The sequence below is a fragment of the Anaerotruncus massiliensis (ex Togo et al. 2026) genome, assembly GCF_030825285.1.
GTDB lineage: Bacteria > Bacillota > Clostridia > Oscillospirales > Ruminococcaceae > Anaerotruncus > Anaerotruncus massiliensis.
Map to the genome: position 1 here is coordinate 1 of NZ_JAPJQF010000039.1, position 23,889 is coordinate 23,889.

Consider the following 23,889-nt stretch of genomic DNA (forward strand, 5'->3'; position numbering starts at 1 on the left):
TCGCTTTTGTATCCGGAGATACTCAAATTCTTTTCAAGGGTGATTCCCCCAAAACTTCCGTTTCGGGTTCCTCGTTTCTCTTCTCTCGTTGTTCATTTTTCAAGGTGCTGGCCGCTGTCGCATACCGGGCATTTCTGTCGTTATGCACGAGACAGCTTTTGTATAATACCATAATCAAAAAATTTTGTCAACGGGTTTCCCAAAGTTTTTTTATGAAAATTGGGAGCGGCCCGCGCCGGGGCCCGTCCTCCCTTGATTTTGCGGGCGCAATGCGCTATCATGAAGGTTATCAAACGTCGAAGGTGGTATCCCCATGCCGATTAAAATCCCGGACAGCCTGCCGGCTTCCCGGATCCTCGAAAACGAGAACGTCTTTGTGATGACCGAGTACCGCGCGCTGCATCAGGACATCCGCCCGCTGAAGATCGTCATCCTGAACCTCATGCCCAAAAAGATTGAGACCGAGACCCAGCTGCTGCGGCTGCTCGGGAACTCCCCCATCCAGGTGGACATCGAGCTGATGCAGACCAAGTCCCACACCTCGAAGAACACGCCGTCCGAGCACCTCTTCAAGTTCTACAAGACCTTCGACGACCTGCGCGGGCAGCGGTTCGACGGCATGATCATCACCGGCGCGCCGGTCGAGCAGATGGCGTTCGAGGAGGTCGAGTACTGGGACGAGCTGTGCGAGATCATGGAGTGGAGCAAGCAGAACGTCTACTCCACCCTGCACATCTGCTGGGGCGCGCAGGCGGGGCTCTACTACCACTACGGCGTCAACAAATACCCCCTCGACGAAAAGCTCTTCGGCATCTTCCAGCACCGCCTGCTTGTTGAGAACCACTCGATCACCCGCGGATTCGACGAGCTCTTCTACGTCCCCCACTCCCGCCACACGACGGTCAGCCGCCGGGAGATCGACCGCTGCCCCGAGCTGGAGATCCTCGCCTCCTCCAAGGAGGCGGGCGTCTATATGGTCGGCCGGCGGGACGGACGGCAGTTTTTCATCACCGGGCACTCCGAGTACGACCGCGACACCCTCTCGCAGGAATACTTCCGCGACCTGGAGAAGGGACTGCCCATCCACATCCCGGAAAACTACTTCCCCCACAACGACCCCAAGCAGAAGCCGCCCTACACCTGGCGGGGGCACGCGAACCTGCTCTACTGCAACTGGCTCAACTATTACGTCTACCAGACGACCCCCTACGATCTCGAGGAGCTCGACGAAAATACCCCTCCGACTGTATAATGCCGCGAAAGGCGGTCAAAAATCCCTCCAACGAAAGCTGGGGGGATTTTTCATGAAATACAAAAAGCGGCGTTTCCAACTGATTACCCGCCTCGATCTCGCGGTGCTGCTGGGGATCGTGCTGGCGGTTTTCCTTTCCAACGTGGCCGCCTTCGGGCAGGAGTGCGACGCCGTGCGCGCCGACGTGGTCCGTCTACATATCCTCGCGAATTCGGACAGCCCCGCCGACCAGCAGGTAAAGCTGCGGGTGCGCGACCGCATCCTCGCCGACGTGGGCGGCGTGTTCGCCGGGCCGCAGACCCAGGCGGACGCGAAGGAGACCGCGCGGCAGAACCTGCCCGCCATCGAATCTGCCGCCCGCGCCGCGCTCGACGAGGCGGGGGTGGACGCGCCGGTGCGCGCCGAGCTCTGCCGCATGTACTTCACCACGCGGCAGTACGACGACCTCATGCTGCCCGCCGGCGATTACGACGCGGTGCGCGTCACGATCGGAGAGGGCGCGGGGCACAACTGGTGGTGCGTCATGTACCCGCCCATCTGCGTCTCCGCCGCCATGGCAGAGGACATGCCCGCCTTCGAGGAGATCGAGACGCTCAACAGCGAGCCGCTCTTTAAACCCAAGCTCGCCGTCGTCGAGGTCTTCGAGAAGCTCTTTGGAAAAGATACGGACCCGGAGTAACGGAAAGCCGGGGCGCGGTGACCGCGCCCCGGCTTTTTGATTCTGGATTCGGGGACTACGCCCGCGAGACGATCTCCTCCGTGTCGCGCGCGATGAGCAGCTCCTCGTTGGTCGGGATGATCCACGTCTCGACGAGGCTGTGGGGCGCGGAGATGTTGCGCTCCTGTCCCTGCGCCTCGCGGTTGGCGACCACGTCGATGCTCAGCCCGAGGAACTCCATGTCGGCGCAGACGCGCTTGCGGACGTGGTGGTCGTTCTCGCCGATGCCGCCCGTGAAGACGACCGCGTCAAGCCCGCCGAGCGCCGCCGCGTAGCTGCCGACGAACTTTTTGATCTGGTAGGAGAGCATATCCACCGTGAGCTGGGCGCGCGGGTCGCCCTTGTCCGCCGCGCGGGTGACGTCGCGGTTGTCGCTCGAGATGCCCGAAAGGCCGAGCAGGCCGGATTTCTTGTTGAGCATGTCGCTCATTTCCTTCATCGACAGCCCCTCCTTCTCGGCGAGGTAGGTCACGATCGAGGCGTCGATGCTGCCCGCGCGGGTGCCCATAATGAAGCCGTCGAGCGGGGTGAAGCCCATGCTGGTGTCGATGCAGATGCCGTTTTTGATGGCGCAGAGCGAGCTGCCGTTGCCGAGGTGGCAGGTGATGATCCGGCTGCCCGAACGGCTGATGTCAGAAATATCAAAGAGGCGGTTGCTCACATAGCGGTGGCTCGTGCCGTGGAAGCCGTAGCGGCGCACATGGTATTTCTCGTAATACTCGTAGGGCAGGCCGTACATATACGCCTTCTCGGGCATCGTCTGGTGGAAGGCGGTGTCGAACACCGCCACCTGCGGGGTGTCCCCAAACACGTCGCGGCAGGCGCGGATCGACTGGACCGCCGCCGGGTTGTGCAGCGGGGCCAGGTCGCAGATGTCCTCGATCCCCTTGAGGACGTCGTCGGTGATGAGCACCGATTTAGTGAACAACTCGCCGCCGTGCACGATCCGCTGGCCGATCGCGGCGATCTCCCGCACGCTGTCGATCGCGCGGCCCTCCCCCTCGGTCAGCAGCTTCACCAGCTCCTTCAGTGCCTGGGTGTGGGTCGGGAAGGGCACCTCGTAGGAGGTCTTCCGCTCCCCCGCCTTGTGGGTGATCACCCCGTCGATCCCAATCCGCTCGCAGTTGCCCTTCGCGAGCACCTGCTCCTCCTCCATATCGATCAGCTGATACTTCAGCGACGAGCTTCCCGCGTTGATAACCAGTATCTTCATGTTTGCTCTCCCTTTCTTTGTTGTTGCCCGATGGTCCCTTTGCTTGACATCGACACATACATTTATATATTATTACACTATGGCTAAAAATACAAGGCGCTTGCCGGGAATGCCGCAAATATTTCCGCCAGCCGCCGGGCAAAAAGAGGGGAATCGGATGGGCAATCAGGTCGTCGCGGGAATCGTCGCGGAATACAACCCCTTCCACAACGGTCACGCGCATTTGATCGAGGCCGCGCGCGCGGCGGGCGCGACCCACATCGTCGCCGTGATGAGCGGCAGCTTCGTGCAGCGGGGCGGGCCCGCCTGCGCGCCCAAAACGGTGCGCGCCAACGCCGCCGTCGCCTGCGGGGCGGACCTCGTGCTCGAGCTTCCGCTCCCCTACGCGATGGCCACCGCCGAGCGGTTCGCGGCCGGTGCGGTCGGGATTCTTGGCGGGCTGGGGTGCGTCGACGTGCTCGCCTTCGGTAGCGAGTGCGGCGACATCGACCTGCTCGCGAAGGCGGCGGGCGCGGTGCTCGCCCCCTACTGCGGCGAATACACGAAAAACCTGCTCGATACGGGCGTCACCTACGCCCGCGCCCGCCAGAAGGCGGTCGAGGAGCTCTACGGCCCCGAGGTGGCGGAGGTGCTCTCCTCCCCCAACAACACCCTTGCGGTGGAATATCTCAAGCAGATCTCCCTCCAGGAGCTGCGCATCGCGCCCTTCACCATCCCGCGCGCGGGCGCGGCCCACGACGCGCGGGAACCCGGGGAGCAGTTCGCCTCCGCCTCCCACCTGCGCAACCTGCTCGACCTCGAATCGGCCGAGGCGCTCGCGCCCTACGTCCCCGCGCCCGCGATGAGCGTCTACCGCTCCGCCGCGGCCGCCGGGCTGATGCCCTTCGGCCCGCACAGCCTCAACACGGCGGTGCTCTCCGTCCTGCGGCGGATGGAGAAGAGCGCCTTCTCCGCCCTGCCCGACGTGTCGGGAGAGGGGCTCGACAACCGCCTTTACGACGGGGTGCGCGCCGCCGTCTCCCTCGACGAGCTGCTCTCCCTCGTCAAAACCAAGCGCTATCCCCTCTCCCGCATCCGGCGGCTCGTGTGGAACGCCTACCTCGGCACGGATTCCGGCCTCATGACGCTGCCGCCCCCCTACGCGCGGGTCCTCTCCTTCAACAAGCGCGGCATGGAGATCCTCTCCGCCGCCAACAGGACCACCCGTATCCCCGTATCCCATTCGCTGCTTAAGCTCGCGGAGAAAAACGAGACCTGCGCGCGGTTCGCTTCCCTCGAGGCCCGCGCCACCGACCTCTATTCCCTCGGTCTGCCCGCCGTCCAGCCCTGCGGCTCCGACTATACCCAGAAGATTACAGTGAGATAATTTGAGGAAACTTTTGAAAAAGTTTCCCCAAACCCCTTTTAAAACTTTTGGTGCAGGCGAAGCGCGGCGGCCCGCCGCATTCGCCGCCCCTGCCGGTTGGTTCCGTCCCCGTCCCTCCCGCACGGGCCGCGGGAGGCGGGGCGGGCGGAGGCCGGCCTAATCAAAAAGTCTTTGGGCGCTTTCTTCAGAAAGCGCGAAAAAGAATCCCCCGGCCGGACGCCGGGGGATCGTTTTTCCCGTTTCCCGGTAAAACCGGAAAAAAGCACGCCGTTCCGAGGGAACGGCGGCTTTTTTCTTGTCCCCCGCGGCAAAAAATGGTATAATAACATTGGACACAAGGTATGTGCGAAGAATGGAGGAACAGCTATGGTTATGAATTCGGTTAAAATCGTATCGTCCAGCAACCGCAACCTGGAGATCACCGCGATTCCCGGCCACTTTGTCACGAGCCATTCCCACATCAACTACTACATCGACATCACGATGATGAAGCACGATTTCGTGATGGCGCGTGAGGCGGCCGTCACGCTCGCGCAGCACTACGCCTATGAGAAGCCCGTCGACACGATCATCTGCATGGACGGCAGCGAGGTCATCGGCGCGTTCCTGGCGCAGGAGCTCGCCAAAAATAACCTCGCATCGGTCAACAGCGAAAAGGACATTTTCGTCGTCACCCCCGAGTTCAACACCAACGGGCAGATGATCTTCCGCGACAACCTCATCCCGATGCTCACCGGCAGGCATGTGCTCCTGTTGCTCGCCTCGGTCACCACCGGCAAGACGATCCACCGCGCGCTCGAATGCATCGCCTACTACGGCGGCATCGCCGAGGGGATCACCGCCGTGTTCAGCGTGCAGGACGAGATCGAGGGCTACCCGATCACCCATCTCTTCTCCGCCGCCGACCTGCCCGGCTACCAGTCGAACTCCTTCCGCGACTGCCCGATGTGCAAGCAGGGCCGCAAGATCGACGCGCTGGCCAACAGCTTCGGCTTCTCCCAGCTCTGAGCGCATAAACGGTAAAAGCCCCCGCCGCGAAAGCGGCGGGGGCTTTTTGACGCGGTCAGTCCTCGGACGGCGCGTCTCCGTTGACGTATTTTTCCCACATCGCGGAGGTGTTGCCGTAGCCGCAGCACCCTCCGAGAAACACCGGGTCCCCCTTCTTGCGCACGAGCGGGGCGTCCACCACGAGGTTTTCCGCCTCCGCCGGGGTGAGGGAAAATTCCCTGTCCCGGAGACGCACCAGCGCGTTCCCCTCCGGCGTGAGGGAGAGCAGCGTCACGTCGACGCCCGCGACCACGCCGCGCTCCTCCAGCGGGCGGGCGATCCTGCCGCCGCCTTTCACCCAGCTTACCGTGTAGACCTTACCCGGGGTCCCCTGCCTGAGCCTGATCATCCGAAGGCCTCCTTCCGTCCCCGTCGAGCGGGGCTTCCACATTTATGCTACTACAGCCCCTCCCGTTTGTCAACGCGGTTTCGCCGGAAGGGCCCGCCCGCTACTGCAGATATTCGTGTTCCCGGTAGAGGCACACGGTGATGAGGGCGGAAGCGGGCAGGGCCGCCGCCCCGACCAGCCAGAGCAGGGAAACCGCATCGGACGGCAGCGGCGGAATCCCCCCGCGCCCCGCCTCCGAGGCGTACCGGAAGAGGAGGAAAAAGACCGCCATGTAGATCGCGACCAGCCCGTAGCGCGCCCGGATCGAGCCGAGCAGCAGGATGAGCGGCAGCGATACCGCGATGATGACCGCGGCGCCGCAGAACTGGAGGGCGAGCAGCGAGCCGATCGGCAGCGGATTGACGGAGGGCGGCAGCAGCCCGGCGGCCGCGCGGTTCACGAGCAGCACGACCCCGTCCGCCAGCAGCAGGAACGCGGTGCAGAAGAAGTACTTCCCCCACACGATCTGGGCGCGGCTGACGGGGAGCGTCCCCGTGAAGAGCCCGGCCGCGCTGTTGTCGTCGAAGCCCACGACCGTGGCGGACAGGACGTAGCAGGCCATGATATAGCCGATCGGGGCCACATGGGTGGAGACGGAAAAGCCGGCCAGAATGAGCAGGTAAACAAGGGAATACCTGGGCAGGCCGGCGAGCCGGAACCAGTCCGTCCGGCAGAGCAGCAGCACGTTTCGCATGGCGGGCCTCCTCAGTCGGTGAACTGGCGGCGGGCGTAGAGCCGCCGCGCGATGGGATAGGAAACCGCGAGCAGCGCCGCGCCGAACAGGATCAGCAGCGGGGCGAGCCAGCCGGGCAGCGCCGAAGGCATCTGCGCGCGCGTTCCGCCCACGTTCATGCCGAGCACGGTCGCCGCCGCGACGCCGAACGCGTAGGCGGCCAGGATCCAGTAGCGGGCCCTCGTCACGCCGAACCCGAGGATGAGCGGCTGGACGAACGCCGTGAAGGCGCAGCCGATCAGGATGAGCACCGGCAGCATCCCCGTCACCGAGCCGCCCCGGCCGAGCTTCAGCGCCGCGCCGATCCCCCCGGCGGCCAGCGCCGCCAGGCAGGCCCCGGCGACCACCGCGAGATCATAGAGGTATTTCGCCGCGACGAGCTTTTCCCGCCGCACGGGCAGCGAGCCGGTCAGGTAGTCCCCCTTGCTCTGCTCGTCGTAAGCGGCGGGGGTGTACACGAAGAAGTAGACGACGATCACATAGAGGAAGACCGCCGCGCTGACGCTCAGCGTCGCGGACAAAAAGAACACGATGATGAGCAGCGGGAACATCGCCCCCGCGACGCTGCGCAGCTTCAGCAGGTCCATGCGGATGACGGAAAGCATCTCCTTCACCGCGCCTCCCCCCTTTCCCTGCGGGTATAGCCGAGGAAGAGGTCCTCGACCGTCGGCTTCTCGTAGAGCGCCTCGTCGCCGAGCAGCGCGTGCACCGCGCCGGGGTCCCCCGCGAGCCCGCGGAAGCCGAACTCGGTCGCCTCCACCCCGCAGAGCAGCCTCTCGACCTCGCCGGTCAGCAGCTCGCGGCGTCCCTTGACGATCCGGTGGCTGTCGGTAAGGACGTCCTTCTCCCCCTCGAGCAGCAGCTTCCCGCCGTGCAGGAAGAGGATGTAATCGGCGATCTTGTCGAGGTCGGAGGTGATGTGGGTGGAGAAAAAGACGCTGACCCCCTCCTGCTCGATCTCGTCCGCGAGGATGTCGAGCAGCTCCTGCCGCACCAACGGGTCGAGATTCGCGGTGGGTTCGTCCATCAGCAGCAGCTTCGGGTGGTGGGAGAGCGCCAGCGCAAGCGCGAACTGCTTCTGCTTGCCCTTCGAGAGGTCCTTGAACTTCTTGCCCGGATCGAGGGAAAAGCGGTCGAGATAACGGCGGAAGACCACGTCGTCCCAGTTGGGATAGAAGGGCTTCACCATCTCGCGCAGGGTCCTGAGCTTCGCCTGCCCGAGAAAGCCCGTCTGCTCCCCGATGTAGCCCAGATCCCGCTTGATCTGCTCGGAAAAGGCGTGCGCCTCCCGGCCGAACACCCTGACCTCCCCCTCGTCGGGGAAGAGCAGGTCCATCACGAGCTTGATCGTCGTGGTCTTGCCCGCGCCGTTCTCGCCGATGAAGCCGGTCACGTACCCCTCCCGCACCGTGAGGCGGGGCAGGTCCAGCACAAAACCGCTCTTATCGAACCGCTTTTTCAGTCCGGTGATCTCAATGACGTTCTGATCCATCCTATGGTTCCTCCCTGTACAGCGTGGCCGTGATCTCCCAAAGCTCGTCGAGCGTCAGGCCGATCGACTTTGCCGCGTCGATGATCTCCGAGAGCTTCCCCTCGATCTGGCTCATGGCGACCTCCCGCAGGCGGTCGCGGCCGGCAAGCGACACATAGGTCCCCTTGCCCGGCGTCGTCTCGAGGAAGCCCTCCGCCTCGAGATCGTCATAGGCCCGCTTGGTTGTGATGACGCTCACCCGCAGCTGTTTGGCCAGGTAGCGGATGGAAGGCATCGCGTCCCCCTGCCCGAGCGCCCCCGACAGGATTCCGTTTTTGATCTGTTCCTCGATCTGCTCATAGAGCGGGCGCGGCGAGGAATTCGACAGGATAATGTCCAGACGACCGCCTCCGATCTTTCTGCGCCTTACTGTGTCTTTCTGTATCTATATTATGTATACAGTTAGTCACGCTGTCAAGAGGAAATTCCTGCGAAATGCAAAAAAACATCCCACGGCCGACTCCCCGGGCCTTACAGCCACATGCCCAATAAAAGACGCCGCCCCTCGGTATTTCTTCCAATTCGTATTTCCCGGCCTTGCGGAGCAGGCGTCGGACCGGTATAATAAAAACTGAAATAAAATTTTGTTCTTATTTTCGAGCGGAGGGACGTCATGCCCAAGATAGCTTATTCCGAGGCGGAGCGGGAGCGGGTCAGGAAGGAACTGATCACCACGGGGCTTGAACTGATGGCAAAGCAGGGCATTCAGCACACCACGATCGAACAGATCTACCTGCGGGTGGGAATTTCCCGCACCTTTTTCTATTCCTTCTTCCCGGCCAAGGAGGATCTGGTCGTGCAGGCGTTTTATTACCAGCAGCCGCAAATGCTGGCGCGCGCGCGGGAGCTGATGGACGACCCCGGGCTCGGCTGGCGGGAGGGGGTCGAAAGGTTCCTCCGCCGTGTCTGTTATGGGGGGCGGGACCGCTTCGCGATCATGAGCATCGAGGAGCAGCAGGCGCTCGCCAAATGTCTGTCGGAGGATAAGCGCCGGGAATTCCTGAAAAGACGGCTTGCGTTCTTTACGGAAATGCTGCGCGCCTTCGGCATCCGCGCCGGGACGCAGACGGTAAAGCTGCTCGGCAACCTGCTGTTTTCCGCCGCCATCCTGCGCAAAGCGATCCCGGATACGCTGCCCTTCCTCTTCCCGGACGCCGCCGATGATGCGACCGATTTTCAGCTCAACGCCATTTTGGACTATATGGAAACACTGCGCGGGCAGGATCATCCATAAATATCAAGGAGGAACATTCGTATGGGACTTTTCAGCAAGCTGTTTCAGGGGCCGGAGATCGACCAGGCCAAAAGCGACGCCAACCGAAAGAAGATGCGGGCCCTGTTTAACCAGGTGGTGGAAAACGGGGACGCTTATCAGCTGCTCTTCGGCTTCACCGAGGACGTGAGCCGTTTCAACTACGGCCTCGTCCGCGGCAGCAAGAGCAAGATCGGCAACCTGATCGTGGGCTGGGACGAGGCCGCCGAAACAATCGTGGCGGTGCCCACCGTTCCGGACCTCTCCGGCTGCGGCGACCCTGTGTATTACCGCCGCTCTGAGATCCACAAGGCGTACCGGAACAAGTATCCCACCGACGCCTTTATCATCTACCCCGACCGGAAGGGCTACATCGGCATCAACGCCTACGACTGGCTGGAGGACGAATCGCTGTACGTGTATGTCTCCCAGGAGGAGGAGTTGAAGGCGTTCACTGAGTTCTTCATGACCAAGTTTAAGACGAAATAAGGGGGCGGAAATATGTCCTGGGGACAGATTGGCGCGGTACTGATCGCTCTGGTGATTGTGTTTATTGTGGGACACCTGTGGTTCCACATCGTCGAGGGGGTGTTGGGCGGCCTGAAGCGGCTGTTCTCCCGCAAAAAAGAGCCCCCCGCATGGCACCCCCTCCCGCCAGACGCGGACAATGCCGACAAGGAGGAAACGAAGCATGTTTGATATCGACGAGCTCATGAAGCGGGCCCAGGCCGCCAGCGACGCGGCCTCACAGCAACTCCAGGAATCCATGGAGAAGAGCCGAAAGATTGCGGAGCAGGCGCAGAAGGACGCCGAAAAAGCGGCGGAAGATGCGGCGAAACGGCAGAACGACGAGGGGCAAGCCGCCGAGCTGGACGCGGCCAACCAGCAGCGCCAGGTGGAAATCCTTGGCCAGATGTTCAGCCCGGAGGCCATGGCGCAGATGGCGGTCAACCAGGAGCTGATCCAGCAGGCGGTGGACGAAAAGGTGGCCGCGGCGGCCGCCCTCGGCGCGGAGGGCATGATGGGCCAGCTTTTTGGGGAGGACATGGGCGTCATCGCCGCCGCCCTGGAGACCCTGGCCATGGAGGAAGAGGACGGCGAGGATGAGGAGCGGGAGCTCGACCAGGCGATGGAGCGGGAGCTCTATCAGGTGCTGGAGGAAAAGCTGGCTCAACTGGACGCCCTGCCCGAGCCCGAGCCGGCCCCCTACGCCAAGGACGACCCCCGCTGGGGCCGGTTCGGCATCCTGCTCTCCGGCATTATCTCCACGCTGAACGACCACGAGCTGGGCGGCATGGACGTGGAGGAGCATATCCCCGTTATGGAGCAGCAGATCGTCTCCCTGGTCCGCCGCTCCTGGGGCATCAACGGGCGGGGCGAGCTGCTGGACACCATCCGCTACCTGACCCGGGAGGGCTACACCCTGCGCTACGCCCTCTACTGTGAGGCGGATTCGCCGGAGGAGCTTCTGGAGGAAGGCATGGACGAGGAGGACCGGGCGTCGGTCTGCCGGGGCTGGCGGTTTGTTCAGTACTTCAAGGACCGGTATCTCCCCGACTTCCTGCTGGGCTGGGACGTGGGCCGGGCGGCCATGCTGGCCCGCTGGGGCTGCTATCTGGGCTGGATCACCGAGGGGGAGGCCGTGGGCGTCCTGTGGGAGCTGTCCCAAAAGGCGGCCCGGGGGCTGCACAGCTGGCGGGAATTCGCGGAATCGTACCTGTTCGGCGGCCTGATGTGGAAGCTGCTCTGCGGCGATTGCGCCGCGGAGAGCTATCTGGGCTTTTTGGCGGACGCCGCCGTGGACCTGCTCACCGGGGATCCGGACGAAAACGAGGGCCAGTGGCGGGAGTGCCCCTGGCCCGCCGCGCGGAAAATCGGATTCCAGCCTTAGACGCGCGCCTCCCGCCGGGGAATCAGAGAAGGACGCCAATGAAGCATTGGCGTCCTTCTTCCGTTTTTTCATCTTCAATTCACCGGCAAATCCGTCAATCATGCGGCGGCGAGCGCCGGCTTTCACGGGGGCGGCCCGGAATCCCTCCGTCAGGGGGTCTCGAGCTTCCCGAAGGTGACGCGGACCTCGCCGTTTTCCGTGCGCAGCGTGAATTTCGGCTCGCCGCTTCCGAGGGTGACGCCGCCGTCCCAGCCGCGCGGAAGCCTTATCTCGTCGAAGTTGCCGCCCGAAAAGACGAAATCGAGGTCCTGCGGCTCCTTGCGGAAGTTGACGCGGACGTCCCCGTTCAGGTCCTTCAGATAGGCGTCCTTGGTGAGCTCCTTCACGTCGAGCAGCAGGTCGCCGTTCTGGGTCGTGATCGTCGCGCGGCCGAGCGTTTCGGCCCGGACGGCGATATCCCCGTTTTCACTGCGGAAATAGAGCTCGCCGCCGACCTTCCCGGCGATGACGGCGATGTCGCCGTTGTCCGTCTGGACGTCCTGCTTCCCGGTGATCTCGTCCGCCTCGATCACGATGTCGCCGTTCGTGCAGGTCATCGTGCAGCGCGCGGAGAGCTTTTCGGCGGTGACGTAGAGCATCCCTCCGTCGGCGCTGCCGCCGACCGATCCCACCGCTTCGCCGTAGGCGTGCACGAGCGCGTCGCGCGCCGAGAGCGTCAGCGAAAAATACCGCTGCGCGGGCACCCGCAGCAGGACGGTGTTGACCCGCGCGTCCTCACGGGTGCAGAGATAGCGCAGGCCGGTGGAGCCCCGCGCCGTGAGGGTGAGGGTCCCGCCCGAAAGGGTCAGCCTGGCGTCCAGCGGCCCCGACGCGCCGACGGTATCCAGTTCAAAGCTGCCTGTGTCCGACGGCTCGATCACAACGCCGCAGAGCGCGGCGTTGACCGCCAGTCGGCTCACCCCGTCGGCGGGGAGGGTCTGGAGGTGGACGGTCTCGCCGGAGGCGTATTTCGACGCGGCGGCCGCGAAGGGGTTGCCCTCCAGCCTCCAGTCGGCGGGACCGAAGAGCATCTGCTCCCCGTCGAGCGCCACGGCGTAGGAACTCGCGTCCGCCGAGGGCGCGGGAGGCAGGACGTTCTCATGCACATCAGCCGCGCCGGCGGCCAGCGCCGCCGCGGAAAGGCTCATGCTCAGGGCGGCGGCCGCCGCCAGCAGGAAGGCCGGCATTCTGCGCGTTTTCATATCAAACACCTCGCTGTCTTAATGGTTCCACTTTACGCCGCGGGGGGGAGTTTGTCAAGCGCGGCGGATGCGAAAAGCGGACCTGCGCGCAGGTCCGCTTTTATCAGGCTTCTTCATCGCTTCCGACCAGCCCCTGCGCCGCGTAGCTCGACGGGGGCGTGCTGTTCGCCACGTTGTCGAGCAGGCGCCGCCGCACGTCATAGTCGTCCAGGGTCTGCGCGTTCCTGTTGACCGCGCTGGATTCGGCGCTGCGCAGCACGAAGTAGAGGGTCGGCAGCTCCTCCAGCCCCTCCGCGTTGGCAAACGGCTTGCCCGAGATCGCGTAGCGATACCGCCCGACGACCGCCGGGTCGTCGGGATAGCGCGCGGAAAGGTCCTCGAAGAGGGTGTCGTTGCCGAGCAGGTCATAGACGTAGCTGTCGAGCAGCACCAGGTCGGCGTCCCCTTCGGAGAGGGCGCCGCTCAGCTCGCCGAGCATCTTCGCCGTGTCGCCGCCGCCCGTGGCCGGGAACTCGTAGGTCACCAGCGTCACCGGCGCGCCCCCCTCCTCGATATCGGGGGCGTAGCCGGTCAGCTGCATGGTCAGCGCGTCCTTCTGCTCGACCGAGAGGTAGCCGCGCACCGCGGCCACGACGGTCAGCTTCCCGTCGTCGGTCCCCTCGCTGAAAAAATAGGCGAGCGCGAGCAGCACGACGACGATCAGCGCGACGACAAAAATGCCCAGCCTGCGCTTGTGCACCACACGGGATTCCTTTTTATCCGGTTCTCCCAAGGACGCCCACCTCCTTTTGTCTGTTCAGCGGTCCGGTCAGTCCCTGATCGGCTTCATGGTCGGGAAGAGCAGCACGTCGCGGATCGACGCGCTGTTGGTCAGCAGCATCACCAAGCGGTCGACGCCGATGCCGAGCCCACCCGTCGGGGGCATGCCGTATTCGAGCGCCGTGAGGAAATCCTCGTCGACGTCGGTGGCCTCCTCGTCGCCCGCGGCCTTCAGCGCCGCCTGGTGCTCGAACCGGCCGCGCTGGTCGATCGGGTCGTTGAGCTCGCTGAACGCGTTGGCGTGCTCCCGCCCGAGGATGAAGAGCTCGAACCGCTCGGTGTATTCGGGGTCCTCCGGCTTGCGCTTGGAAAGCGGGGAGATGTCCACCGGATGGTCGGTGATGAAGACCGGCTGAATCAGGTGCTCCTCACAGTATTCCTCGAAGAAGAGGCTCAGGATATCCCCCTTGCCGTGGCGCTCCTCGTATTCGATGTGGTGCTCCTTCGCGAGCGCGCGCGCCTGCTCGAGCGTCTCCACCTCCGCGAAGTCGACGCCGCCGTACTTTTTGACCGCGTCGCGCATCGTGAGGCGCTCGAACGGCTTATCGAGGTCGATCTCCACGTCGCCGTACCGGATGACGCCGGTGCCGAGCACCGCGTGCGCGCAGTGGCGGATGAGCCCCTCGGTGATGTCCATCATGCCGTGGTAGTCGGTGTACGCCTCATAGAGCTCGAGCAGGGTGAACTCGGGGTTGTGGCGGGTGTCGATGCCCTCGTTGCGGAAGACCCGCCCGATCTCGTACACCTTGTCGAACCCGCCGACGATCAGCCTCTTCAGGTGCAGCTCGAGCGCGATGCGCATGTACATGTCGATGTCGAGGGCGTTGTGGTGGGTGATGAACGGCCGCGCGGCCGCGCCGCCCGCGATCGTGTGCAGCACGGGGGTCTCGACCTCGAGGAAGCCCAGCCCGTCCAGGTAGCCGCGGATGGCGGTGATGATCTTCGAGCGCTTGACGAAGGTCTCCTTGACCTCGGGGCTCACGATGAGGTCGACATACCGCTGGCGGTAGCGCAGCTCGGTGTCCTTGAGGCCGTGCCACTTCTCGGGCAGCGGCAGCAGAGATTTGGAGAGGAGCACGATCTCGTGCGCCTTGACCGAGATCTCCCCCTTCTGGGTGCGGAAGACCTCGCCGCGGATGCCGACGATGTCGCCGATGTCCCATTTCTTGAAATCTGCGTACCGCTCGTCGCCCACCTCGTCGCGGCGCACATAGCTCTGCACCCGGCCCGAGGCGTCGCGCAGGTCGAGGAAGGAGGCCTTGCCCATGATGCGGCGGCTCATCATGCGCCCCGCGATGGACACCTCCCGTCCCTCCAGCTCGTCGAACCGGTCGACGATCTGCCGCGCGTAGGCGGTGCGGCTGTAGGTGGTAATCTCAAAGGGGTTCTTCCCCTCGGCTTTCAAGGATTCCAGCTTGTCGCGCCGGATCTGCAGGACCTCGGACAGCTTCTGCTGTTCCTCCTGCTCGGTCAGCTCCCCCTCCGGGAGGTTGCGGGATTCTTCCATCGTATGCACATCCTTTATCTGTTGCGGGCCCCGCGGCCCGTCTGCCATGCGGTTATTATAACAAAAAAGCGGGCTCTTGCAAAGCCCGCTTTTACAAAATATTGACTCTGCTTACCGGCTGATCTCGAGAATTTTCAGTTTCAGGACGGCGGCGGGCGCCTGGATTTCCACCACATCGCCCACCTTGTGGCCGATGAGCCCCTTGCCCACCGGCGACTCGTCGGAGATCGCGTCGAGGTCGGAATGCGACTCGACCGAGCTGGCGATGACGTACTCCATCTCCTCGTCGAAATCGACGTCGAGAATTTTGACCTTGCAGCCGACCGAAACGGCGTCGGTGGAGATCTCGTCCCGGCTGATGATCTTGACGTTCTTGAGCTGGTCCTCCAGCTTTTTGATGCGCGCCTCGACGACCGCCTGCTCGTTCTTGGCCTCGTCGTATTCGCTGTTCTCCGACAGGTCGCCGAACCCGCGCGCCACGCGGATTTTTTCGGAGATCTCCCCCCTGGTCACGCTCTTGAGTTCATTCAGTTCCTTTTTGAGCGCCTCGTAGCCCTCTTGTGTCATTAACATTTCCGTTGCCATATCCCATTCTCCTTTACAGAGCATTTGGTTCCATCACGAAATCCCGCAGATACGAAAAAAGCGCATACCCCCGGCGGCGCGGACATCGGGTCTTCCCGCTTCTCGCGCGCGTTTTGCAGCCAGACGTATAGCAATGGTTAGTATTATAGTCAAAACGTTCAAATATGTCAAGCGTTCCAAAGTTTTTTAAGGAATTGTTTACAGGTAATCTTTCCCTGCTCCCCTCTTACGACCTGTCCCTTCATCTTATGTCCCGGCCGCGCGGGATATGCACGGGGCCGCCGGTTTCACGCGCGGGGCGCTTTTCCGCGCACACGCAAAAGAGGCGGCCGCCTTTCGGCGGCCGCCCGGACGCTTCGCTTATCTTCTGCCGCTGGAAAACGCCCCGAGGCGTGCGGGCGGCGCGGAGGACGCCTCGCTCGACGACTCGGTCTCCTCCTCCCCGGAGGTCGCGGTCCCCTCGGAGGAAGAGCCCTCCGGGCCGCTCTCCGTCCCGGAGGATTCCGCGGGCGGCTGGCTCTCCGCCTGCGATTCGGCGGGGGCCACGCTCTCCGCGGGCTGGGATTCGGCGGGCTGACTCGCCGGAGGCTCGCTCACGACGGGTTCGCTCGCGGCGGGCGCCTCGGACTGCACCGGAGGCGCGGGCGGCGCGGGCACCTCGAAGGTGATCCCCGCCAGCAGGTCGATCGCGGCGCTGAATTCCGTCAGATCGAGCGGCTCGCGCGCCGGTTCCGGTTCGGCTTCGGGCTCCGGTTCGCTCGACGAAGCCTCTTCCTCCTCAGAGGAGGCCTCGCCCGACACGTCCCGCGGTTCCTCCATATCGGAGGATTCCGCGGCGGACGACTCCTCGCCGGAGGACGCCGTCTCGGACGATTCGGCGGCGGACGGCTCCTCCTCCGAGGAGCTCGCGTACGCCGCGTCGGGCAGAGACGTGGCGGACGCCGTGCCGCCGCTCTCCTCCGGCTCCAGGTCGATGATCGTCATGTTCATGCGGATGGTCGCGATGATCGAATCCACCGCCTTCTGGAGCTGCGGGTCGGTCAGCAGGTTCCCCGGCATCGAGTCGTCGTTCATCTTGACCTCGAAGTCGGGCCGCACGCCCTCCCCGTCAAAGCTCGGGCTGGTCGGCGGGTTGTAGACCGCCGTCGTGATTTCGATCGCGCTGCCGTCGGTCAGCGGGAAGATGCGCTGCATCGTCCCCTTGCCGGCGGTCTTCTGGCCGATGAGCTTGCCCTTGTTGTAATCGCGGATGACCGCCGCGAAGAGTTCCGACTCCCCCGAGGTCTTCTCATTGATGAGCACCGCCATCGGAAGGGTGACCTCCCGCGCGTCGGAAATTTTGGTGTTTTCCACCCGTCCCGTCTTGTCGACGGTCGAGGCGAGCACCCCGGAGGGGAGGAGCTTGTCGAGCGCCTCGGCCACCGAGTCGAGGGCGGAGGTGCCGGAGGAGGTGATGCTGACCCCGCGCACGTCGAACACAAGGCCCTGCGCGCCCTCGTCGATCAGCCTGTCCACCTGCTTGGTGAACTGGTCGGGGGTATTGTCGGCGAAGTCCTTGATGACGACCAGGCCGATCTGGTTTTCAAGCATGGAGGAATAGACCGACGGGACCTCGACGAAGCGGCGGGTCATGTCGGGCAGCGTGCTGTCCTCGACGCCGCGGCGCACGACGATATTCATCTTGGTGCCGGCCGCGCCGTAGAGCATCGAAACCGCCTCGCTGTAGTTTTCGGCGGTGATGTCGGTCTCGTCGATGCGCACGATCAGGTCGCCCTCCTGCAGGCCGGCGGCCTGCGCGGGCGAATCGGGATAGACCTCGTCGACGACGATGTAGCCGCTCTCATCCATCCGGGGCACGATGCCGATCTGCACCCGCTGGTCGTTGTAGCTCTGTTTGAGGCGGGCGTAGGCGGCCGCGTCGTAATAGCGCGCGTACGCGTCCCCCGTGCCGTTGAGGTAGCCGGTGACGAGCTGGTTGACCAGCTCGCCCTCCCCGATCGCGCCGGTGTAGTTCTGCCGCACGTAGTCGTCCACCTCGGCGAGCTTGGAATACATCGCCTCGCGCTCGCTGAGGTTATAGGCGGTCTCGTCAAAGCTGCGCCGCGCAAAAAGCCACGTCATCGTGATCGTCGCCGTGATGACGATCACCGTGAACGCGATCGCCGCGCCCAAAGAAATCTTTTTGCTCATCAGTCGTCTCCTTTCGGCCTGCGTTCTGTCGCCCGGACGGGTCAGGCCGGCCGCTCTGTCCGCGGGGGCCGCCCCGCGGCCTCCGCCAAATCCGGCCGCCGCCCGGCGCGGCCGCGCCGGACAATGCGAAGGGCGGAGACTCTCCGCCCTTCACCGGAAGGTTCTTTGTTTTTCACGTCACGGGGACCAGCCCTGCGGGTTGACCGCCTTGTTGTTGACGCGGATCTCAAAGTGGATGTGCGGGCCGGTCGACCAGCCGGTCGAGCCGACCTCGCCGATCTTCTGCCCCTGCGCCACAACGTCCCCGACCGAGACGGAAAGCGCGCTCATATGCCCGTAGAGGGTCTGGATGCCGCCGCCGTGGTCGATGATGACGTACTTGCCGTAGCCGTAGCCGGGCGTGAAGGAGGTGTTCGCGACCTTGACGGTGCCCGAGTTGGCCGCGAGCACGGGCGAGCCGTAGGCGCCGCCGCCCGAGATGTCGATGCCCGTGTGGAAATCGCTGCCGCCGAAGCGGGAGCCGTAGGGGCAGGTCACCTGGAAAAGGGAGGCGGAGGGCCACGCCATGCCGCCGCCGATATATTTCGTGTTGAGGGAGGTCTTATTGATCTCCGCGATGATCGCCGAAATTTCCGCCTGGACCTGCTGCATCTGCTTGGTGAGCTCGGCCTTGTTGGCCAGGAACTCCTGCTCCTGGGCGGCGATGTCCTGAATCCGTGAAACGGCGGTCGCCTGCTGGGCCTTGAGCTCCTCCTGCTTGGAGACCGTCTCGCGCTTGTCCTCCTCGACGGAGGTCTTGTCGTCCTCGATCTCCTTCTTGATCGCCTCGAGCTCCGCCTTCTGCTCCTTGAGCTCGTTGATCAGGTCGGTGTCATGCTGCGCCACGGCGGTCACGACGTCGGTGCGCAGCAGCATGTCGGAAAAGTCGTCCACCCCGAGCACGAGGCCGAGGGTGCTTGTCCCCTGCAAGGAGCACATCGCGCGCAGCCGCTGCTGGTAGAGGGAGAAGTTTTCGTCGATCTCCTTCTGCTTGGCGGACATCTCGCGGGTCTTCTCCGAGATCCGCTGCTCGAGCACCGCGATCCGCTCGTCAAGCGTGTCGATCTGCTCGATCGTCGTGTTGATCTGCCCGTCGATCTCCTGCTTGATGACGACCTGCTTCTGTTTCTCGGAAGCGGCCGCGTTGATCTTCTGCTGCACGGCGTTGTTCTGCTCCTGCAGCTTCTTGTATTTGCTGTTGAGGCGGTCGAGCATGTCCTGGAGGTCGTCCTCGTCCTCGTCGTAATCGTCCTCGTATTCCTCGTCGTCGTCCGCGTGCACCAGGATCGACACGGTCGGCGCCACGACCATGACAGCCATAAGCAGCGCCATCATCCATGCAAAGACGCGTTTGCCCTTTTCGCCCACATCCAGGCCCCCCTTCCGCCTTCCGCCGCAGCGGAGGTCATACTTTCAGGTATCTGTTTACAAAGAACATGCTGCCGAACACGCCGATCCCGATGCCTCCGCCCGCGAACCAGGCGAGCAGCTCGAGCGCGACCTCCTCAAAGGGGATCGTGTTCTGATAGGCCGACTGGATAAAGGCGGAGGGATTGAGGGACACCGCGTCGAGCACATAGTTGTAGCCGATCCACAGCAGCCCGAAGGCGAGCAGCGCGGAGAGCAGCCCGAGCAGGAATCCTTCCACGAAGAAGGGCAGCCGGATGAAGGCGTCGGTCGCGCCGACGTATTTCATGATATTGATCTCCTTGCGGCGGTTGAAGACGGTGACCTTGATCGTGTTGGCGATGATGACCAGCGACACGACAATGAGGATGGCGACGATAAACATGCCGCTGACCGACACCGCGCGCTTGATGCTGGAAAACGCCTCCGCGACCGCGTCGGGGGCGCGCACCGCGGAAACCCCCGAGATCGATTCGAGCCGCATGACCGTGCCGGTGAGGACGGAGAGGTCCTTCACCCGCACGCTGTAATAGTTGAAGAGAGGGTTCTGGTCGCCCTCCAAGCCGGTGAGCAGGTCCTCCAGCTCGGGGGACTTGGCCTTCTGCTCCTCCAGCAGCTCGTCCTTCGAGACGAACCGCTGGTTATAGATGTTGTCCACAAGCCCGAGCTCCAGCCCGACGTCCGCGATCTGTTCCTCGTCGAGGCCGTCCTCCAGCTGGACCACGACCTCGTTCTGGGTCTCCGCGAAGCCGACGATCTTGTTGACGTTCATCGAAAAAAGCATCGAGGCGCCGATCAGGAGCATGCACGCCACCAGCGTGCCGATCGACGCGAACGACATCAGCCGGTTCGCGTAGATGCTCTTGGCGCCCTCCTTGATGAGGTACCCGAAACTGCTGCCCTTCATTCGTCGTAGTACCCCCTGTTCCGGTCGTCCGAGATGATGGTTCCCTCGTCGATCGTAATCACCCGGTGATCGAACTCGCTCACCAGGTTGTGTTCATGGGTGACCATGACGATGGTGGTGCCGCATTTGTTGATCTCGCTGAGCAGGTCGACGATCTCAAACGAGAGATCGGGGTCGATGTTGCCGGTGGGCTCGTCCGCGATGATGAGCGGGGGGTTGTTGACGAGCGCGCGCGCGAGCGCGACGCGCTGCTGTTCGCCGCCCGACAGGTGCTCGGGCAGGCTCTTGGCCTTGCCGGAAAGCCCGACCAGGCCGAGTATGTACGGAACGCGGCTGCGGATGTCCTTGGCGGACACGTTGGTGACCCGCAGCGCGAACGCGACGTTGTCATAGACGTTCATGGTCGGGATGAGCCGGAAATCCTGGAACACCACCCCGAGCGTGCGGCGGTAGTAGGGGACCTTGCGCCGCTTGAGGCGCACGAGGTTCTGGCCGTTGACGTAGATCTCTCCCGACGTCGGCTTCTCCTCCCGCATCAGCAGCTTGATAAAGGTGCTCTTCCCAGCTCCCGACGGGCCGACGACGAATACGAATTCCCCTCTGTCAATACTCACATTGAAATTGCTGAGCGCGCGCGTCCCCGTCGCCTTGTAGACTTTGGAGACATTGACGAATTCGATCACTGGTACACCGCCTTTGAAAAGGCCTGTCTTTCGGCAGGCCAGGTTTCACAATTAATATTTCACCGGATTCGCCGTCAGGTATTTCTTGACCATCAGCGCCACCTTGAAGATGATCGCGTGGTCGAATTCCCGCAGGTCGAGCCCCGTGAGCTTTTTGATCTTCTCGAGCCGGTAGACGAGGGTGTTGCGGTGGACGAAGAGCTTGCGGCTCGTCTCCGACACGTTGAGGTTATTCTCAAAGAATTTCTGGATGGTAAAGAGGGTCTCGTGGTCGAGGCTTTCGATCGAGCCCTTTTTGAAGACCTCCCGCAGGAACATGTCGCACAGGGTGGTCGGCAGCTGGTAGATCAGCCGCGCGATGCCGAGGTTGTCGTAGCTGACGATCGCCTTTTCGGTGTCGAACACCTTGCCGACCTCAAGCGCCACCTGCGCCTCCTTGAAGCTGCGGGCCAGATCCTTCACGCCGACGATCGAGGTGCCGATGCCCACGACCACCTTGGTGTAGAACTCGCTGCCCAGCGTGTCCACGATCGAGCGCGCGAGCTTTTCGAGGTCTTTCGACTCGATGCCGGGCTTTGTCTCCTTGACGAGCACGATGTCGCTCTCGGAGATGTTGAAGACGAAGTCCTTCTGCTTATCGGGGAAGAGGTTCTGAATGACGTCGAAGGCGGAGATGTCGTTGGAAGCGACGATGCGGATGAGCAGGACGACGCGGGTGGAGTCGGTGTTGAAGTGCAGCTCCCGCGCCTTAACGTAGATGTCCCCCGGCAGGATGTTGTCGAGGATGACGTTTTTGATGAAGTTGTTCCGGTCGTATTTCTCGTCGTAATACTGCTTGATTGACGAGAGGGAGATCGCCAGGAGGTTGCAGTATTTTGCGGCGGGATCGTCCACACCTTCGACAAAAACCGCAAATTCGGGTTTCATCTTGTTGCCAAACGGCTTATACGTATAGCCGTCGCGCACGAACACCTCGTTCGTGTCGCCGACGTCGAGCGTAAAGAAATCGCTCGTTTCGCCAATTTTGGTGAGATCGCTGCACGAGATGATCGTCGCGCTGTCATCCACGACGCCGATCACCCTGTCGATACAGTCTCTCATCTGGTGGACGATTCCCTGGAAAAGCCTGTTTGACATTCAAATCCCCTCTTTACTCGTAATCGGTTGTGCTTTGCCAAACACATGGATCTTTCTGTGGCCGAGGCGCGATTTTTGTCCGCCGCAGATGGACGAAAAAAAGGCCGCGTTTTTAATCTTACAAGCCATTACGAATATTTTACAACAAATTTGTATATATTGCAACACAAATTCTTATTTTCGTTGTGGAAAAATCATTATTTTTTCCACAGCGGTTTTTCTGGGGATCGGAACCAGGCTTTTCGACCATCATACTACATTTTTATAGGCAATGTGTGTCCAAACTTTGTCGCTTTTTTGAACAGCCTGTCCCTTCCCCGGCGGCCCGCACCGCCAAATTCCCCGCCGCAGCGGGCTTTACAGCCCCTCCGTCAAAATCCGTTCTACCTCTATTTTACTGAGTTTCCTGCATTTTCCGGGCTCCAGATCCGGGTCTAAAGCCAGCCCTCCGATCGCGTCCCGGCGCAGCGCCGTGACCGTGATCCCGTACGCTCCGAACATCCGTTTGACCTGGTGGTACATCCCCTGCCGCAGGACCACCCGCGCCGTCCGGGGGTCGTCCGGGTCGGGCGCGAGGAGAGCGGGCATGCACGTCCTCCCGTCGAGGACGACTCCCGCCGCGAACGCCTCGACAAGCTCCGGCCCCGCCGGCCTGTCCAGCCGCGCGGTATAGGTTTTGGGCACGTGGCTCCTGGGCGCGAGGATGCGGTGGGCAAACTCCCCGTTGTCGGTGATGAGCACGAACCCCTCGGTGTCCTTGTCCAGCCTGCCCGCCGGGAAAAGCCCGCTGCGCCGCAGCTCCTCCGGCACCAGGTCGAGCACCGTCGGCAGCTTGTCGTCGTGGGTGGCGCACACCACCCCGCGGGGCTTATTGAGCATCAGGTAGGCGTGGCGGCCCATTTCCAGCGCCCTGCCGGCCACGGCGATCTCGTCCGTATCCGGGTCGACCCGCCGCTCGCAGGAGCGCTCAGGCAGGCCGTTCACCGTCACCTGCCCGTGGGAGGCAAGCCGGCGCACCTCCCGGCGGGACAGCGCCGTCCGGGAGGCCACCACCTTATCCAGTCGCTCGGTTTCCGCCATGTCTTCGCCCCCTTCTCCCGCGCGGCGCCTGCCGCGCGGGGATTCCGGGGACTATTGTACCACAAGCGCAAAGCGCGCGGTGGGACAATCGCGCATCGGGACGAAAGCGCCAGGGGCGCGGATCGTCCTGCGCATAAGTCCGGTACAATAGCCGCCTCGCGGATATTGTACCATATCCGCGCCGCCCGTTCAATCGGTGCGCTGCGCGAACCCGTGCATGAAACCGTCCAGCTCGACCGAACAGACGTCGCCGCCGATCACCTTGTTCTTATAGACAAGGATGTTGGCGCGCACGCCCTCCGCCTGGCCGGGGTAGTTTTCGATCACATAGGTGTAGCGTTTGCACCGCTTGCCCGCGTACTTGCTCAGATCGCAGCCCTGCTGCTTCTGGATCTCATTGTACTTCTCGAATACGTCGTCGAATTCCTGCGGGATTTTGACCTCCACGATCTCGTCCTCTTCCCCTTCGACCTCCCAGCCGAACGTTTCGAGGAAGGAGATCCTCTGTTCATTCGTTTTGGCCGCGACCTTTTCCACCTTCGCTTCCGCCGGGGCCTGCGCCGGGTCGCCCCGCAGCTCCGACAGCGCCGCCTGCGCCCAGATGCCCCCCGCCAGCGCCAGCACAAACACCGCCGCCGCCGCGGCCACCTGCTTTTTGGTCACCCGGAATGAGACTGTAAACATACTGCTAACCTCCCGCGCCGTATTCGGTTCCGTTCTATATGTATACGCGCGCGGGGGACTTGTTATGCCGTCCTGTCCTCTGTTGTGCCGCTCGAGAGCGGCGGAGCTTGCCGCCCTTCCGGCGGCGGGGGTTCTCAGGTTTGCCGCTCAGTGAGCGGTGGAGCTTGCCGGGTCCCGCCCCGGCGGGCGGGCCGACTTCTTGCGCGCCCAAGAAGTCGG

Annotated in this window: 25 protein-coding genes; 8 read left to right on the forward strand and 17 right to left on the reverse strand. The window is 63.1% G+C overall.

Annotated features, from left to right (window positions below; all coding sequences use genetic code 11):
• Positions 1-313 precede the first annotated feature (313 nt).
• Entirely contained in the window at positions 314-1,252 is a 939-nt protein-coding gene (gene metA, locus RCI06_RS10785; RefSeq protein ID WP_101549251.1) for a homoserine O-succinyltransferase, read from the forward strand.
• Positions 1,253-1,304: 52 nt separating this feature from the next.
• Positions 1,305-1,931 (forward strand): stage II sporulation protein R, encoded by a 627-nt coding sequence (gene spoIIR, locus RCI06_RS10790; protein ID WP_306576072.1) that lies wholly within the window; start codon positions 1,305-1,307, stop codon positions 1,929-1,931.
• Positions 1,932-1,986: 55 nt separating this feature from the next.
• Here the strand turns inward: spoIIR and RCI06_RS10795 are convergent, their stop codons facing one another.
• Positions 1,987-3,183: an acetate/propionate family kinase gene (locus tag RCI06_RS10795; RefSeq protein ID WP_101549247.1), complete on the reverse strand. Its 1,197-nt coding sequence runs from the start codon at positions 3,181-3,183 to the stop codon at positions 1,987-1,989.
• Positions 3,184-3,340: 157 nt separating this feature from the next.
• On the opposite strand from RCI06_RS10795, the gene RCI06_RS10800 reads away from it, so the two are divergent.
• The gene (locus RCI06_RS10800; RefSeq protein WP_302823064.1) at positions 3,341-4,549 is read left to right on the forward strand and encodes a nucleotidyltransferase family protein; all 1,209 of its coding nucleotides are present in this window, start codon (positions 3,341-3,343) and stop codon (positions 4,547-4,549) included.
• 372 nt (positions 4,550-4,921) lie between these two features.
• A complete protein-coding gene (locus tag RCI06_RS10805; RefSeq protein WP_306576074.1) occupies positions 4,922-5,557 on the forward strand; it encodes a phosphoribosyltransferase in 636 nt (211 codons plus the stop codon).
• A 55-nt stretch (positions 5,558-5,612) separates the two neighbouring features.
• On the opposite strand, the gene RCI06_RS10810 is transcribed toward RCI06_RS10805, so the two are convergent.
• The 5 genes from RCI06_RS10810 to RCI06_RS10830 form a co-directional block, all read right to left on the reverse strand.
• A complete protein-coding gene (locus tag RCI06_RS10810) occupies positions 5,613-5,945 on the reverse strand; it encodes a FeoA family protein (protein WP_158595677.1) in 333 nt (110 codons plus the stop codon).
• A gap of 100 nt (positions 5,946-6,045) precedes the next feature.
• A complete protein-coding gene (locus RCI06_RS10815) occupies positions 6,046-6,678 on the reverse strand; it encodes an ABC-2 transporter permease (protein WP_306576076.1) in 633 nt (210 codons plus the stop codon).
• An 11-nt stretch (positions 6,679-6,689) separates the two neighbouring features.
• Positions 6,690-7,322, reverse strand: a complete 633-nt coding sequence (locus RCI06_RS10820; protein ID WP_242970891.1) for an ABC-2 transporter permease — start codon at positions 7,320-7,322, stop codon at positions 6,690-6,692.
• A gap of 5 nt (positions 7,323-7,327) precedes the next feature.
• Positions 7,328-8,209, reverse strand: coding sequence for an ABC transporter ATP-binding protein (locus RCI06_RS10825; protein ID WP_101549235.1), 882 nt, complete (start codon positions 8,207-8,209; stop codon positions 7,328-7,330).
• Between the two features lies 1 nt (position 8,210).
• Positions 8,211-8,633, reverse strand: a complete 423-nt coding sequence (locus tag RCI06_RS10830) for a GntR family transcriptional regulator (protein ID WP_370867171.1) — start codon at positions 8,631-8,633, stop codon at positions 8,211-8,213.
• Between the two features lie 228 nt (positions 8,634-8,861).
• Here RCI06_RS10830 and RCI06_RS10835 point away from each other — a divergent pair, with 228 nt between their 5' ends.
• From RCI06_RS10835 to RCI06_RS10850, 4 genes are read left to right on the forward strand one after another with little or no spacing between them, the layout of a single operon-like run.
• Positions 8,862-9,482, forward strand: a complete 621-nt coding sequence (locus tag RCI06_RS10835) for a TetR/AcrR family transcriptional regulator (protein ID WP_101549231.1) — start codon at positions 8,862-8,864, stop codon at positions 9,480-9,482.
• Positions 9,483-9,503: 21 nt separating this feature from the next.
• A complete protein-coding gene (locus RCI06_RS10840) occupies positions 9,504-9,989 on the forward strand; it encodes a hypothetical protein (protein ID WP_306576078.1) in 486 nt (161 codons plus the stop codon).
• Between the two features lie 12 nt (positions 9,990-10,001).
• On the forward strand, positions 10,002-10,199 hold the full coding sequence (locus tag RCI06_RS10845) for a hypothetical protein (RefSeq protein ID WP_306576079.1): 198 nt from the start codon (positions 10,002-10,004) through the stop codon (positions 10,197-10,199).
• Positions 10,192-11,391, forward strand: a complete 1,200-nt coding sequence (locus RCI06_RS10850) for a DUF1266 domain-containing protein (protein ID WP_306576081.1) — start codon at positions 10,192-10,194, stop codon at positions 11,389-11,391. Before RCI06_RS10845 ends, RCI06_RS10850 begins: the two co-directional genes overlap by 8 nt.
• A gap of 149 nt (positions 11,392-11,540) precedes the next feature.
• Here RCI06_RS10850 and RCI06_RS10855 read toward each other — a convergent pair whose 3' ends face one another.
• The 11 genes from RCI06_RS10855 to RCI06_RS10905 all read right to left on the reverse strand — a co-directional run bounded on the left by RCI06_RS10855 (position 11,541) and on the right by RCI06_RS10905 (position 23,670).
• Positions 11,541-12,632 carry a DUF4097 family beta strand repeat-containing protein gene (locus RCI06_RS10855; RefSeq protein WP_306576082.1) on the reverse strand — a complete coding sequence of 364 codons (1,092 nt, stop codon included), beginning with the start codon at positions 12,630-12,632 and terminating at the stop codon, positions 11,541-11,543.
• 103 nt (positions 12,633-12,735) lie between these two features.
• Positions 12,736-13,404 (reverse strand): hypothetical protein, encoded by a 669-nt coding sequence (locus RCI06_RS10860; protein ID WP_256152782.1) that lies wholly within the window; start codon positions 13,402-13,404, stop codon positions 12,736-12,738.
• Positions 13,405-13,440: 36 nt separating this feature from the next.
• Positions 13,441-14,958: a lysine--tRNA ligase gene (lysS, locus tag RCI06_RS10865; protein WP_256152783.1), complete on the reverse strand. Its 1,518-nt coding sequence runs from the start codon at positions 14,956-14,958 to the stop codon at positions 13,441-13,443.
• A gap of 111 nt (positions 14,959-15,069) precedes the next feature.
• A complete protein-coding gene (greA, locus tag RCI06_RS10870) occupies positions 15,070-15,543 on the reverse strand; it encodes a transcription elongation factor GreA (protein WP_101549219.1) in 474 nt (157 codons plus the stop codon).
• 360 nt (positions 15,544-15,903) lie between these two features.
• Positions 15,904-17,733 carry a S41 family peptidase gene (locus tag RCI06_RS10875; RefSeq protein ID WP_306576084.1) on the reverse strand — a complete coding sequence of 610 codons (1,830 nt, stop codon included), beginning with the start codon at positions 17,731-17,733 and terminating at the stop codon, positions 15,904-15,906.
• A gap of 177 nt (positions 17,734-17,910) precedes the next feature.
• Complete coding sequence (locus RCI06_RS10880) at positions 17,911-19,140, reverse strand: murein hydrolase activator EnvC (RefSeq protein ID WP_101549215.1); 1,230 nt, start codon at positions 19,138-19,140, stop codon at positions 17,911-17,913.
• Positions 19,141-19,177: 37 nt separating this feature from the next.
• Positions 19,178-20,086, reverse strand: a complete 909-nt coding sequence (gene ftsX / locus RCI06_RS10885) for a permease-like cell division protein FtsX (RefSeq protein ID WP_101549213.1) — start codon at positions 20,084-20,086, stop codon at positions 19,178-19,180.
• A complete protein-coding gene (ftsE, locus tag RCI06_RS10890) occupies positions 20,083-20,769 on the reverse strand; it encodes a cell division ATP-binding protein FtsE (RefSeq protein WP_101549211.1) in 687 nt (228 codons plus the stop codon). The genes ftsX and ftsE overlap by 4 nt, the downstream gene beginning before the upstream one ends.
• 51 nt (positions 20,770-20,820) lie before the next feature.
• Positions 20,821-21,906 carry a CdaR family transcriptional regulator gene (locus tag RCI06_RS10895; protein ID WP_101549209.1) on the reverse strand — a complete coding sequence of 362 codons (1,086 nt, stop codon included), beginning with the start codon at positions 21,904-21,906 and terminating at the stop codon, positions 20,821-20,823.
• A 357-nt stretch (positions 21,907-22,263) separates the two neighbouring features.
• On the reverse strand, positions 22,264-22,986 hold the full coding sequence (locus RCI06_RS10900; RefSeq protein ID WP_306576087.1) for a pseudouridine synthase: 723 nt from the start codon (positions 22,984-22,986) through the stop codon (positions 22,264-22,266).
• A 189-nt stretch (positions 22,987-23,175) separates the two neighbouring features.
• Positions 23,176-23,670 carry a DUF4830 domain-containing protein gene (locus RCI06_RS10905; RefSeq protein ID WP_101549204.1) on the reverse strand — a complete coding sequence of 165 codons (495 nt, stop codon included), beginning with the start codon at positions 23,668-23,670 and terminating at the stop codon, positions 23,176-23,178.
• Positions 23,671-23,889: the final 219 nt, after the last annotated feature.

Bases quoted from the DNA above. Each gene is read 5' to 3' on its own strand.
- RCI06_RS10850 (WP_306576081.1), top strand. From the start codon at position 10,192: ATGTTTGATATCGACGAGCTCATGAAGCGGGCCCAGGCCGCCAGCGAC.
- spoIIR (WP_306576072.1), top strand. From the start codon at position 1,305: ATGAAATACAAAAAGCGGCGTTTCCAACTGATTACCCGCCTCGATCTC.
- RCI06_RS10800 (WP_302823064.1), top strand. From the start codon at position 3,341: ATGGGCAATCAGGTCGTCGCGGGAATCGTCGCGGAATACAACCCCTTC.
- RCI06_RS10825 (WP_101549235.1), bottom strand. From the start codon at position 8,209: ATGGATCAGAACGTCATTGAGATCACCGGACTGAAAAAGCGGTTCGAT.
- RCI06_RS10820 (WP_242970891.1), bottom strand. From the start codon at position 7,322: ATGCTTTCCGTCATCCGCATGGACCTGCTGAAGCTGCGCAGCGTCGCG.
- lysS (WP_256152783.1), bottom strand. From the start codon at position 14,958: ATGGAAGAATCCCGCAACCTCCCGGAGGGGGAGCTGACCGAGCAGGAG.
- RCI06_RS10900 (WP_306576087.1), bottom strand. From the start codon at position 22,986: ATGGCGGAAACCGAGCGACTGGATAAGGTGGTGGCCTCCCGGACGGCG.
- RCI06_RS10875 (WP_306576084.1), bottom strand. From the start codon at position 17,733: ATGAGCAAAAAGATTTCTTTGGGCGCGGCGATCGCGTTCACGGTGATC.
- RCI06_RS10840 (WP_306576078.1), top strand. From the start codon at position 9,504: ATGGGACTTTTCAGCAAGCTGTTTCAGGGGCCGGAGATCGACCAGGCC.
- RCI06_RS10905 (WP_101549204.1), bottom strand. From the start codon at position 23,670: ATGTTTACAGTCTCATTCCGGGTGACCAAAAAGCAGGTGGCCGCGGCG.
- metA (WP_101549251.1), top strand. From the start codon at position 314: ATGCCGATTAAAATCCCGGACAGCCTGCCGGCTTCCCGGATCCTCGAA.
- RCI06_RS10805 (WP_306576074.1), top strand. From the start codon at position 4,922: ATGAATTCGGTTAAAATCGTATCGTCCAGCAACCGCAACCTGGAGATC.
- RCI06_RS10795 (WP_101549247.1), bottom strand. From the start codon at position 3,183: ATGAAGATACTGGTTATCAACGCGGGAAGCTCGTCGCTGAAGTATCAG.
- RCI06_RS10810 (WP_158595677.1), bottom strand. From the start codon at position 5,945: ATGATCAGGCTCAGGCAGGGGACCCCGGGTAAGGTCTACACGGTAAGC.
- greA (WP_101549219.1), bottom strand. From the start codon at position 15,543: ATGGCAACGGAAATGTTAATGACACAAGAGGGCTACGAGGCGCTCAAA.
- RCI06_RS10855 (WP_306576082.1), bottom strand. From the start codon at position 12,632: ATGAAAACGCGCAGAATGCCGGCCTTCCTGCTGGCGGCGGCCGCCGCC.
- RCI06_RS10815 (WP_306576076.1), bottom strand. From the start codon at position 6,678: ATGCGAAACGTGCTGCTGCTCTGCCGGACGGACTGGTTCCGGCTCGCC.
- RCI06_RS10845 (WP_306576079.1), top strand. From the start codon at position 10,002: ATGTCCTGGGGACAGATTGGCGCGGTACTGATCGCTCTGGTGATTGTG.
- RCI06_RS10895 (WP_101549209.1), bottom strand. From the start codon at position 21,906: ATGTCAAACAGGCTTTTCCAGGGAATCGTCCACCAGATGAGAGACTGT.
- ftsX (WP_101549213.1), bottom strand. From the start codon at position 20,086: ATGAAGGGCAGCAGTTTCGGGTACCTCATCAAGGAGGGCGCCAAGAGC.
- RCI06_RS10835 (WP_101549231.1), top strand. From the start codon at position 8,862: ATGCCCAAGATAGCTTATTCCGAGGCGGAGCGGGAGCGGGTCAGGAAG.